The organism is Herbiconiux moechotypicola (genome assembly GCF_024979255.1).
GTDB lineage: Bacteria > Actinomycetota > Actinomycetes > Actinomycetales > Microbacteriaceae > Herbiconiux > Herbiconiux moechotypicola.
On the sequence record NZ_JANLCN010000001.1, the window covers coordinates 43,339 to 54,760 of the forward strand.

Consider the following 11,422-nt stretch of genomic DNA (forward strand, 5'->3'; position numbering starts at 1 on the left):
TCGTGCGGTTGTGAACGGTTTCCGGTGCGGCCTGGTGTGTCGTATCGCTCTCAGCGGCCCCGGCTGGGCCGGTTTCGCCACGCGTGGGCGCATCCGGGCCTGTTGAAGCGCCGGACGCGCGCTCGATTGGCGAAGTGGGTGGTTGCCGGCGCGCGCGGGCCTGTCGACGCGGTGACCGGATTCGAACCGGCGTAGACGGCTTTGCAGGCCGCTCCCTGACCACTCGGGCACACCGCGATGTGACTCCACCCTCTCCGATCGGAACGGCCGGCGCCCGATCGTGACGTCCCGTGTCAGCATGTGCTGTGAGGAATGCTCTGGACAGTTCTATCTCTATATAGCTAGACTTGGTGCATGGATCCTTTGAGTCGGCTCACCCCCGCCACCGTCGACGTGCTGCGCATCCTTCTCGAGGAGGGCGGCGAGCTCTGGGGGCTCGCGGTCGTCAAGAGGTCGGGGAGGCCGGCCGGGAGCGTGTACCCGATCCTGGAGCGGCTCGAAGGCGCGGGCTGGGTGGAGTCGGCGTGGGAGGCCGACAGCGAGCGCAACGGGCCACGCCGGCGGCTGTACCGCTTCTGTGCAGAGGGGGCGGATGCGGCGCGCGAGGCGGTCGACCGGTTCGAGCGGGTCGCCCGGCGCGAGAGGCCGCGTTCGGCGCCGCGCGCGCCACTGGCGCCGGCGCACGGCGGAGCGCTGTCGTGAGCGTCGACCGGGTGCTCCGCGCGCTCGCCCGCCTGCTGCCGTCGGGGGCACGCGGCCGCTACCTCGAAGAGTGGCGCGCCGACGCGGCCGGAGCCGCTGAACTGGGGCTCCGCCGTCGCGACGTGGTGCTCGGGGCCGCCGTCGTGACCCTCACGCTCGACCGCGACGTGCCCGACTACACCGGTGAGCCTCGAGGCTCCCGGCCCCGTCGCCTCGCCCGGCGAGGGATCGCGCTCACCGGGGCGAGCGGCGTCGTTCTTCTCGGGCTCCTCCTCACCGGCGGTGGCATCGTGCCGGAGGGCCCGGGAGCCACCCCGGCCGTGCTGGCCGCGCTCGAGTCGGCGGGATGGCTGGTGCTGAGACTGGCCATCGCACTGGCCCTCGTGGGCGCCGTCATGACGGCGATCGCCGCGTTCACCGCGCGCACAGCGCTCGCGAGGGCGGCGCTGTTCGCCACGCTGCTCGCCCCGGTATTCCTGGTGATGCCGCTCGCTCATCCGCTGTTCTCTGACGGACTCGCCCCGTTGGTGCTCGCGGCGGTGAGCCTCCTCGTCGGGATCTTCGGGTTGGCCGCGGGGCTCGCGGTCGTGGTCGGATCCCCGCCGCTCGCGCTCCAACCCCGTCGGGCCACCCGCCGGCAGCGCCTGCCGGTCGCCGTCGGCGGGGCGGTCGCGATGCTCGCGATCGTCGTCGTCGGGGGCCTCGACACTCTGGTGTGGAACCCACTGGCGAAGGCACCCGGGCTCGGGCTGGGGGAGGTCTACCGGCGCATGGCCTCCGACGACGGCTTCTTTCTCGGCACCGCGGTCGTGGCGGTGACGGTGTGGGCCGTGTTCTGGCTCGTTCCCGCGCTCGTGCTCGTGGTCATCGCCGCGCGACGGGGCTCGACGGGACTCACCCCGCGCCGCATCGTCGTGATCGTACTGGCGCTCGTCGGGGGCGCGGTGTTCTTCCGCTTCTTCGCGGGCTTCTCGATCGGCATGTCGATCGCCGACACCTTCATGACCTCGGGCGGCGACAGCTCGGTGATCTCGGCCGTGCTGCCCATCGTGGGCCAGCTCGCCCTGGCGGGTGCACTGGTGGCGCTCGGATGGGCCCCGCGGGTGTCGAGAGAAGCGGACGTGACAGGGCGGAGACCCCGCGGCGCCCTGGCGGCGTGACGGTTCAGCGGCCGGAGAGCACGCGGATGAAGTCGCGGAGGAAGCCCTCGCGGTCGACCTCGGTGACGACGAGGGTGTCGGGGGCGGGTTCGGTGGGCCAGCTCGGCGGGTAGCCCTCGTGGGTCTCGAGCAGGTGGGCGCGCACCGAGTAGCCGTCGGTGACGATGTTGACGGGGCCGCGGCGGGAGCCCGTGATCCACGACGGCTGCACGAGCAGTGCGGCGGCGAGGCCGTCGTGGGCCGAGGAGACGCGACGCCCCCAGGCGTGCTGGTAGAAGTCCATGTAGGCGCCGAGCACCTGCGCCGAGAAGGTGCCCCACTCGGTGCCGGCGCGGGCGAGCGCCTCGACCTGTTGCTCGTCGACGATCGTGCCCGCGGTGACGTTGACGCCCACCATCACGAGCTCGTTCCGCGGCGCGGCGAACACCCGGCGGGCGGCCTCGCCGTCGTTCTGGATGTTCGCGTCGACCATCTGCGACACCCCGAGCGGCGGGAACGGTCCCGAGCCTCCCATGATGACGACCGAGCGGTAGAGGGTGAGGATCTCGGGGTCGAGCTCGAGCGCGAGCCCGATGTTGGTGAGCGGTCCCACGGGCAGCAGGTCGTAGTAGCCGGGGCGTGAGCGGCCGAGCTCCACGATGAGCTCGGCGGCGCTGAGCGGCGACAGGTTCTTCGGCGCGATCGGGTCGCTCCACAGGTCGCCGAGCCCGTCGCGGCCGTGCACGAGGTGCGCGATGGCCGGCTCGCCCACGATCGGGCGGTCGGCGCCGCGTGCCACGAGCGTGTCCTCGAGGCCCGCCACCTTCAGCACCCGAGCGATGTTGGTGAGCGACGAGTCGACCGGCGTGTTGCCGTAGACGGCCGTGATGGCCGAGAGCTCGGCGTCGGGCCGGCCCGCCAGGTAGAGCAGGGCGAGCGCGTCGTCGATGCCCGTGTCGGTGTCGAGAACGATGTGGCGGATGTCGTCGGGAGCGGTCACGACGACCGAATCTACCGGCTGGGCACGGCCCGCCACGCGCATCCGACGCACTGTTACGCCGTGTGTAGCCGGCTGTGTAATCTGGAGGACTTTCGATCGGGCGACGGCGGGGAGACGACATGACGGCACCAGAACTGCAGCGACGGATGCTCGACGCCTTGCTGTCGCAGATCGCCGCGGACTCGCGCATCGTCGGCGTCTGCCTCACGGGCTCGCTCGGGGCGGGTAGGGGCGACGAGCACTCCGACGTCGACCTCGTGCTGGTGACCGACGATGCGCAGCACGAGAGCGTGATGAGCGAGCGGATGCGGCTGATCGCGTCGTGGGCGCCGCTGGTGGCGGGGTTCACCGGCGAGCACGTGGGGGAGCCGCGCCTCATCATCACGCTGCTCGGGCCGCCGCTGGTGCACGTGGACTTCACGTTCGTGCGGATCTCCGACGTGGGTCGGAGCGTGAGGTCGGGCGAGGTCGTGCACGACACCGCCGGAGCGGTGGCTGCCGAGCTCGACCGGGCCGGTGCGGATGCCGGTGCCGGCGAGCCCGGCTTCGACCTGCAGTGGGCGGAGGATCGCTTCTGGGTGTGGGTGCACTACGCCGCCACCAAGGCCGCCCGGGGGGAGTGGTTCGAGGTGCTCGATCTGCTGGGGTTCGTGCGGGGCGCGGTGCTGGGGCCTCTTGCCGCGGTCGCCGCCGGGCGGGAAGCGCGCGGCGTGCGCCGGATCGAGTCGGTCGCGCCCGTCGCAGCGGTCGAGTTGCGCAGCACGGTCTGCGGCTACGAGCCGGCCGCGATCGTCGAGGCACTGCTGGCCTCGATCGCGCTCTACCGCCGCTGGCGAGACGGCGCGGAGGCCCGGCACGCGGTAGCAGCGGCGGCGCCGCTCGTGCGGAACGTCGAGGCCGAGCGCCTGGCGATGGAGTTTCTCGACGTCACGCTGGCCGGTCTCCACGGCCGGTGAGGCCCGCGTATCGGCTGCGCGGTCGCGGAATCCCGAGGCGCTCGCGCAGGTGGGACGGGGCCATGCCCGGGGTGTCGCCCAGAACGGCGGGATCGATCTCCAGCGCGGTGAGGATGTCGCCGACCAGCTGAGGCGGCGTCGTGAGCACGAGGGTGAGGGAGCCTTCGGTGCCGCTCACGGGACCGGCTGCGGTGCCCGACGTCGCCCTCGCCGCCGCGAGCGCGGCGAGGGCGACGTACACGGCGGGGACCGGCAGGAACTCGATGCGATGCCCGGGCAGCGCGGCGAGGCGGCCCGAACCGGGGGCGTCGAGCAGGAAGAGCGGCGGCTGGCCCTGGGGAGGACGCGGGGTGATGAGCGGGCCCTTCACCGTGAAGTAGCGACCGGAGTGGTCGATGTGGTGGATCTTGGTGTTGTCGACGTACCTTCCGGTGACGGCCTCTCTGATCTCGGCGCCGTCTTCCCACGAATCCCAGAGCGCGGAGACGACTTCCGCGAACTCGGCCGCCTCTGCGACGAGCTCGGTGGGGTCGAGGTCTGCGGCCTGGGGGAAGTGGGCGTCGGCGACCGCGGTGCGCGTGGGGTCGACGAGGAGTCCGGCGCGGCCCGAGCTGATGAAATCGACGGTGGCCACCTCCTTGGCCACGTGGAAGGGTTCGCGGTAGTGGCTGCGCGCCGTCGCGAGGAGTCCGATGCGGGTGGTGCGGCGAGCCAGGAATGCCAGCGCATCGGTGGGGGAGACGCGGGCTCGTCCGTCGGCCGCGCGCTCCAACGGGTCGTCGAGCACGATGAGGTCGAAGCCCAGCGCCTCCGCACGCCGGGCTGCGTCGACCAGCTCGTCGACGCCCGACGCACCGGAATCCGTGGAGGCCCCGATGCCGTCGAGCGACAGCCCGACGAGTGTGCGCCGGGAGGCGGCCTGGCCGCTCACGACGCCGCCTCCGACGCCCGCGCGCCCCAGTGCGCGTCACCGACGGCGCGCAGGTGCGCCTCCATCTCCGGCCCCGCCACCTGCCCGACCACGCCCGCCTCGTAGAGCTCGCGCGCATCCGCCCCCACCGAGAGCGCGAAGCGGTGCTCCACCCCGAGGTCGGTGCCGAACATGGCGGGGTCGTCGGTGTTGACCGTCACGGCGAGGCCCGCGGCGAGCAGGGCGGGCAACGGATGCTCGGCGAGGCTCGGCACCACCCGCGTGCGCAGGTTGGAGGTGGGGCACACGTCGAGCACCAGGCGCCGGTCTCGCAATTCGCGCACGAGCGAGGGGTCGTCGATGGCGCGGAAGCCGTGGCGGATGCGGTCGGCGCCCAGCAGCTCGACGGCCTCGCGCACCGAGCGCGCCCCGTCGTCTTCACCCGCGTGGGGCACCGCCGCGAGTCCACCGTCGCGCGCCCGGGCGAACAGCTCGACGAAGTCGGAGGTGGGGGCGGCGCGCTCGCGCCCGCCGAGCCCGACGCCCACGATGCCGCGGTCGCGGAAACGGATCGACTCCTCCACGATGGGCAGGCTCGACTCCGGCTCGCGGTTGCGGTCGATGTCGGGGGTGAGCCGCACGATCACGCCGGTCTGCTCGAAGGCGTCCTGGATGCCGTCGGTGTAGCCCTCGAACAGCTCTCGGCTCTCGATGCCCCGGCTGAGGTACTGCCCGGGCGAGAAGATGCCCTCGAGGTAGACCACCCCGAACGATGCGGCCTCCTTCGCGTAGTCGACGACCACCTGGCGGAAGTCGTCGGCGGTGTCGACCACGTGGGTGGTGACGTTCCACACGTCGATGAAGTGGTCGAAGTCGCTGAACTCGTAGAAGCGCTCGAGCTCCTCGAGCGAGTCGACGGGGAGCGCCATGCCGTTGCGGCGGGCGAGCTCGAACAGGGTGGCGGGTCGTACGGCGCCCTCGAGGTGCACGTGCAGCTCGATCTTCGGGTAGGGAGGCTCGGAGGGCCCGGCGGCAGGGATGCGGCCGGCGAGGCTGTCAGCGGACACGGGCGTCTCCTTCGTGCAGGTGGTCGTGCAGAGTCGATCCGGAGTACTCCTCGCGGTACACCCCGAGCTCCTGCAGCTCGGGCACCACCCGGTCGACGAACTCCTCGATGCCGCTCGGCACCACGGAGGGGTTCACCACGAACCCGTCGGCCGCCCCGGCCTGCACCCAGGCGTTGATCTCTTCCGCCACCTGGCGCGGGGTGCCCACGAAATCGCGGCGCGCCCGCACCACGCCGAGCAGCTCGCGCACCGAGAGCGACCGCTCCTCGGCGAGCGCGCGCCACTCCGCGATCATGACCCGCGCATCCCGCGCCTCGCCCACCTCGCCACGGGTGAACGCCTCGGCATGGGCCCAGTCGGGGTCGAACGCTGGCAGCGGCCCGTCGACGTCGAGCCCGCTGAGGTCGTGCCCCCACACCTCTTCGAGCAAGAAGATCGCCGTGCGCGGCGTCATCTCGAGGGCGCGCCACTCGCGCAGCCGCTCCTCGGCCTCGGCCGGGGTATCGCCCAGCACGAACGCCGTGCTGGGGAGGAAGAGCACCTGGTCGTGTCTCCCGGCCGCCCGGCGCCTGGCCCGCACGTCGTCGCAGAACGCCTTCGACTCCGGGATGCTGCGCCGGCCCGCGAACACCACGTCGGCGTGGGCGGCCGCGAGGTCGCGCCCCTCCGGCGATCCGCCCGCCTGCACGATGGCCGGACGATGACCGGCCACGGCGTCGAACGCCGCGCTCGGGTCGTCGCCCGCCCACAGCGCGCCCACCTCGCGCAGGAACGCGTCGGCCTGCCGGTAGCGGTCGGCGTGCGCCACCATGCGCCCCGGGCGGAAGTTGGTGGAGGCACCGATGCCGAAGGTTGTGTGCGAGGTCACGACGTTCCACCCCGCCCGGCCCTGCGAGAGGTGCTGCAGCGCCGCGAGCCGCCGGGCGACGTCGTAGGGGTCGGAGAAGGTGGTGCCGACGGTGGCCACGAGCCCGATGTGCGTGGTCTCGGCGGCGAGACCGGAGAGCACGGTGAGCGGGTCGGGCTTGTCGAGGATGGCGTGGTCGACCACCCGCCCACGGTGCTCCTGCAGCCAGTTCGCCTCGGCGAGGAAGACGAAGTCGAACAGCCCGCGCTCGGCGCCCCGGGCGAACCGCAGGAACGCGTCGAACTCGATCTGGCTCCCGGCGTCGGGATGCGACCAGAGCGTGAAGTGGTGGTCGTTCGGGTAGAACGCACCGAGGTGCACCCGCCGGAGTGGTTGTGACATCGGAGACCGATCCTAGAAGAGTCCGGCCGCCAACCGCGCTCCGTGTCGGAGTGTGACTCGCGGCTGTGTCGGCGGGCACCCCTCGGGCATCATGGGGCGGGTGCAGAAACCCGGCGCCGGCATCCCCCTCTCCGTGCTCGATCTCGTGCTGATCCCCGAGGGCGGCACCCCCGCGAGCGCCCTCGCCGATGCCGTGACCCTGGCCCGTGCCGCCGATCGGGCGGGCTACCAGCGTTACTGGGTGGCCGAGCACCACCTCTACCCCGGCGGAGCGGGCGCCGCCTCGTACCTGCTGCTGCCGACCGTCGCCGCGGCGACCACGCGCATCCGAGTGGGCACCGCCGTGATCGTCATCGACAACCATGCACCGCTGCAGGTGGCCGAGATCGGCGGCACCGTCGCCGCCCTCGCGGGGCGCGGGGTGGACCTCGGGGTCGGACGGGGTGGGCCGTCGGAGGCTCAACGGGCCGCGGCGCGGGCCGTGAACGACCGCCTCGCCGTGGGGGAGCTCGAACCAGGTCCAGTGGGGGAGTCCGAGCTCGTAGACGGGGTGGTGGTGCCGCCGAGGGTGGTGGTGCCCTTCAACGACGTGCGGGCGGGGCTCAACGACCGCCTGCTCTCGCGCACCCCGGGTGCCCCGGCCGACTTCGGCGAGCAGATCGCCGAAGTGCTCGGCTTTCTGCGCGGTGGGTTCGAGGTGCCCGAGGGGGTCGAGGTGGTGGCGACCCCGGCCGAGGGCGCCGATGTCGACCTCTGGGTGCACGGCAGCTCGGCCGGGGTGAGCGCCCAGGTGGCCGGGCGGAACGGGCTGCGCTTCGGCGCCAACTACCACTCGCTGCCGCAGTCGGTGTTCGCCACCGTGGCCGCCTACCGGGAGGCGTTCGTGCCCTCGGCGCAGCTCGACCGCCCCTACGTGGCGGTGTCGGCCGACGTGGTGGTGGCGGAGACCGACGAGGAGGCCGCGCGCATCGCCGAACCGTTCGGGCTGTGGCTCTACCGCTCGCGCACCGAGTACGCCGCGCCGCTGTACCCCAGCGCCGCGACCGCCGCCGCGCATCCGCTCACCGAGTCGCAGCGGGCCCAGGTCTCCGACCGGCTGGCCAGCCGGATCGTCGGCTCGCCCGCGACCGTGGTGCGGCGGTTGGCGGCGCTCGCCGCGGCCACCGGGGCCGACGAGCTCGTGGTCACCACCCAGGCGCACGCGCTCGCCGACCGCATCCGCTCCTACGAGCTGCTCGCGGAGGCCTGGGACTGATCGGCGGTCGGCGGGCCTCCACGGGCGGCCGACCTCAGCGGCCGCCGCCCACCGCGATCCCCGCCTTGACGTAGCGCTGCGCCGCGAACACCACCAGCAGCGCCGGCAGGCTCGCCACCAGTGAGGCCGCCATCACCGCCGCCCAGCTCGTGACCTGCGAGCTCGTGAGGGCGTAGACGAACACCGTCATGGGATACATCTGGTCTTGCGTCACGAGTGTCAGCCCGAACAGCAGGTCGCCCCAGCTGAACAGGAAGGTGAACACGCCCGCCGTGATGACCGCGTTCCGCGACAGCGGCAGCACGATGCGCACGAGGCTGCCGAGCGGACCCAGGCCGTCGAGCTTGCCGGCCTCCACCACGTCGTGGTCGAGGCGCAGCATGAACGCCCTCAGCACGATGATGGCGAACGGGATGCCCGCGGTGGAGTTCGCGATGATGAGCCCCGCGTAGGTGTTGAGCACGCCCCAGAAATTGAACATGGCGTAGAACGAGTTGGCGAGCACCACGCTCGGGATCATCTGCGCGAGCAGCAGCAGCACCAGGGCCACGTCGACGATGCGCGAGGTGAGCCGGCTGAGGGCGTAGGCCGCCGGAATGGCCACGAAGAGGCTGAGCAGCACCGAACCCGCCGAGACGATGATGCTCACCTGCAGGCTCTCCAGCCCGTCTTCGAACACGGTGGAGTAGCCGTCGAGGCTGGGCGCGGCGGGGATCCAGTCGATGTTCGCCGAGGTGACGCCCGGCTGGAGCGAGGCCGAGAGCATCCAGAACACCGGGAAGAGGTACACCAGCAGGATGGCGACGCTCAGCACCGTGAGCAGGATGCGCCCGGCACGGCCACGGCGGGGCCCGCGCGCCGTGGCGCGGCCAGGCGCGCGGCTCACGACTGCCGCCTCTCGCCGCGCCGCGAGAGCCAGGTGTAGACACCGGCGAAGCCCAGGCTGATGACCAGCAGCACCATGCCGTAGGCCCCCGCGTCACCGAACTCGAACAGCTGGAACGCCGAGCGGTACGACAGCAGGCCGAGGGTGACGGTGTTGTCGGCCGGGCCGCCCTGGGTGAGCACGAGCACGAGGTCGACGATGAGGAGGGTGTAGACGATGCTCATCACGACGAGCACCGAGATGACGGGCCAGACGCTCGGCACGACGATGTACACGAGGCGCTTCCACGCGCCCGCCCCGTCGAGCTGCGCGGCCTCGAGCTGGTCGTCGGGCACCTGCTTGAGGGCGGCGCCGAGGATGGTGACCCAGTAGGGCAGTGCGCCCCAGATCGACACGGCGATGACGGCCCACAGTGCGGTCGCGGGGTCGGCCAGCCAGGCGTTCGTGGGCAGGCCGATCGCGTGCAGCACGTCGTTGACGGCGCCGTCGCCCGAGAGCAACCACTTCCAGATGGTGCCCACCACGACGGCGGGGAGGAGCCAGGGGATGAGCAGCAGCATCGGTAGCCAGCGGCTGCCGGGGAAACGGCGGTTGAAGTGCAGGGCCAGGGCGAAGCCCACCACGAGCTCGACCGTCACCGAGACGATCGTGATGAGCAGGGTGTTGACGATCGCCTTGCCGAGCAGCGGCGAGGAGAAGATGTGGACGAAGTTGTCCAGGCCCACGAAGGGCGCCTCGCCGGTGAAGAAGGTGCCCGTGGTGAAGTCGGTGGTGCTCATGTACACCCCGTAGCCGAGGGGGAACACGAAGCAGAGGGCGAAGAAGACGATGGCCGGCACGAGGAAGCCCACCAGCTCGGCCTTCGTGCGGCCCGACAGCGACAGGCCGCGCCGCCCGGAGCGGGTGGGCTCCGGGCGGCGCGGCGTGGTGGCGCGGGTGGCGCTGGTGGTCACTGGCCCGCGACGGCCTTGCTCAGGGCCTCCTCGGCGCTGGTGCCGTTGACGGTCGCATCCTGGATCGCGGTCACGTACTGCTGCTGCAGAGTGTTCCAGTCGGTGCCGAGGGTGGCGGTGTTGACCGCGGTGGGCACGGCGTCGACGAAGGGAGCGGCGCCGGGCACCTCGGCCACGAAGGCCTCCTGGGCGGTGGTGAGGGCCGGGATGTAGCCGCCCTGCACGGCCGTCTCGACCTGGTTCTCTTCGGAGGCGCGGCACTCCACGAGCGCGGCCGCGGCTTGGGCCTTGGTCTCGTCGCTCTGGGCGGCGACGCCGTAGGCGTACCCGAGCAGGCCGACCTTGGGCTCTTCTCCGGCCTCGAGGGTGGGGAACGGAGCGATGCCGTACTCGAAGTCGGTGGGGGTGACCAACTGCCACGGACCCGTCACCGCGATCGCGGCCTTGCCACCGGTCCACTGGTCGTTGGCGTCCCAGCCCCAGTTCACGAACTCCTTCGACAGGCTGCCGTCGTCGAAGAGCTTCTTGTAGAGGTCGACCGCGGCCACCGCTCCGTCGCTGGTGGGGTCGGCGGGGTCGCCGCCGGCGCTCAGCAGGAAGGGCAGGAAGAACACGGGGGCGGCGCCGTCGGTGGCGTTGCCGGCGAAGGCCACGCCGTACTGGTCGGCGGTGGTGAGGGCCTTGGCGTCTTCGACGAGCTCGTCGAAGGTGGTGGGCGCCTCGGTGATGCCGGCGGCGGCGAACAGGTCCTTGTTGTAGAACACCGCGTAGTCCTCCACCTGCACCGGCAGGGCGTAGAGGGTGTCCTCGTACTGGCCGAGGGCGGCGACGCTGTCTTCGAGGCCGTCGGTGGAGACCCCCAGCGAGTCGAGGTCGGCGAGCACGCCCTGCGAGGCGAGCAGCGGCACCTGCACGTCGGTGCTGAGCAGCGCGATGTCGGGCAGCGACTTCGAGCTGGCCGCCTGCAGCAGCTTCGAGGTGTAGTCGCCCGTGATGGTCTCGTTCTTCACGGTGATGCCGAGCTCGGTGGCGCAGTCGGCGAAGTACTTCTCCTGCAGGCTCTGGTAGGGGTCGTAGTCGATGTTGTTCCACACCGTGAGCTCGACGCCGTCGAAGTCGCCGGAGCCGCTGGTGGAGGAGGGCGTGCCGCCCGAGGAGCAGCCGGCGAGGGCGAGCGAGCCGGCGACGGCGGTGGCGGCGAGCACACGGGGGAGTGAGCGGGAGAGCGCGCGGCGGGTGCGGCGGTTCACGGTCATGGGGAGGGTTCCTTTCGGGTGGCGGCCGAGGGGCCACCGGATGCTGTGT

General features: G+C 72.0%; 11 protein-coding genes and 1 tRNA gene. 4 read left to right on the forward strand and 8 right to left on the reverse strand.

What is annotated here, in order from left to right; translation table 11 throughout:
- Positions 1-166 precede the first annotated feature (166 nt).
- Positions 167-237 (reverse strand) — tRNA-Cys (locus tag N1031_RS00215).
- 117 nt (positions 238-354) lie between these two features.
- Between N1031_RS00215 and N1031_RS00220 the strand changes: the two genes are divergently transcribed.
- Both N1031_RS00220 and N1031_RS00225 read left to right on the forward strand, forming a co-directional pair.
- On the forward strand, positions 355-702 hold the full coding sequence (locus N1031_RS00220; RefSeq protein WP_259477570.1) for a PadR family transcriptional regulator: 348 nt from the start codon (positions 355-357) through the stop codon (positions 700-702).
- The gene (locus tag N1031_RS00225; RefSeq protein WP_259477571.1) at positions 699-1,862 is read left to right on the forward strand and encodes a hypothetical protein; all 1,164 of its coding nucleotides are present in this window, start codon (positions 699-701) and stop codon (positions 1,860-1,862) included. Before N1031_RS00220 ends, N1031_RS00225 begins: the two co-directional genes overlap by 4 nt.
- Positions 1,863-1,866: 4 nt before the next feature.
- Here the strand turns inward: N1031_RS00225 and N1031_RS00230 are convergent, their stop codons facing one another.
- Positions 1,867-2,841, reverse strand: coding sequence for a nucleoside hydrolase (locus tag N1031_RS00230; RefSeq protein ID WP_259477572.1), 975 nt, complete (start codon positions 2,839-2,841; stop codon positions 1,867-1,869).
- A gap of 119 nt (positions 2,842-2,960) precedes the next feature.
- Between N1031_RS00230 and N1031_RS00235 the strand changes: the two genes are divergently transcribed.
- A complete protein-coding gene (locus N1031_RS00235) occupies positions 2,961-3,797 on the forward strand; it encodes a nucleotidyltransferase domain-containing protein (RefSeq protein WP_259477573.1) in 837 nt (278 codons plus the stop codon).
- Here N1031_RS00235 and N1031_RS00240 read toward each other — a convergent pair.
- Genes N1031_RS00240 through N1031_RS00250 form a run of 3 tightly spaced genes read right to left on the reverse strand, consistent with a single transcriptional unit; the run spans position 3,769 to position 7,023 of the window.
- Positions 3,769-4,728, reverse strand: coding sequence for an LLM class flavin-dependent oxidoreductase (locus tag N1031_RS00240; RefSeq protein WP_259477574.1), 960 nt, complete (start codon positions 4,726-4,728; stop codon positions 3,769-3,771). The two genes, N1031_RS00235 and N1031_RS00240, sit on opposite strands and share 29 nt — an antisense overlap.
- On the reverse strand, positions 4,725-5,774 hold the full coding sequence (gene add / locus N1031_RS00245) for an adenosine deaminase (protein ID WP_259477575.1): 1,050 nt from the start codon (positions 5,772-5,774) through the stop codon (positions 4,725-4,727). Before add ends, N1031_RS00240 begins: the two co-directional genes overlap by 4 nt.
- On the reverse strand, positions 5,764-7,023 hold the full coding sequence (locus N1031_RS00250; RefSeq protein ID WP_259477576.1) for an LLM class flavin-dependent oxidoreductase: 1,260 nt from the start codon (positions 7,021-7,023) through the stop codon (positions 5,764-5,766). The genes add and N1031_RS00250 overlap by 11 nt, the downstream gene beginning before the upstream one ends.
- 100 nt (positions 7,024-7,123) lie before the next feature.
- Between N1031_RS00250 and N1031_RS00255 the strand changes: the two genes are divergently transcribed.
- Positions 7,124-8,278 (forward strand): LLM class flavin-dependent oxidoreductase, encoded by a 1,155-nt coding sequence (locus N1031_RS00255; RefSeq protein WP_259477577.1) that lies wholly within the window; start codon positions 7,124-7,126, stop codon positions 8,276-8,278.
- A gap of 34 nt (positions 8,279-8,312) precedes the next feature.
- Here N1031_RS00255 and N1031_RS00260 read toward each other — a convergent pair whose 3' ends face one another.
- Genes N1031_RS00260 through N1031_RS00270 form a run of 3 tightly spaced genes read right to left on the reverse strand, consistent with a single transcriptional unit; the run spans position 8,313 to position 11,373 of the window.
- The gene (locus tag N1031_RS00260) at positions 8,313-9,164 is read right to left on the reverse strand and encodes a carbohydrate ABC transporter permease (protein ID WP_259477578.1); all 852 of its coding nucleotides are present in this window, start codon (positions 9,162-9,164) and stop codon (positions 8,313-8,315) included.
- On the reverse strand, positions 9,161-10,117 hold the full coding sequence (locus N1031_RS00265; RefSeq protein ID WP_259477579.1) for a carbohydrate ABC transporter permease: 957 nt from the start codon (positions 10,115-10,117) through the stop codon (positions 9,161-9,163). Before N1031_RS00265 ends, N1031_RS00260 begins: the two co-directional genes overlap by 4 nt.
- Positions 10,114-11,373, reverse strand: a complete 1,260-nt coding sequence (locus N1031_RS00270; RefSeq protein ID WP_259477580.1) for a sugar ABC transporter substrate-binding protein — start codon at positions 11,371-11,373, stop codon at positions 10,114-10,116. Before N1031_RS00270 ends, N1031_RS00265 begins: the two co-directional genes overlap by 4 nt.
- Positions 11,374-11,422 lie beyond the last annotated feature (49 nt).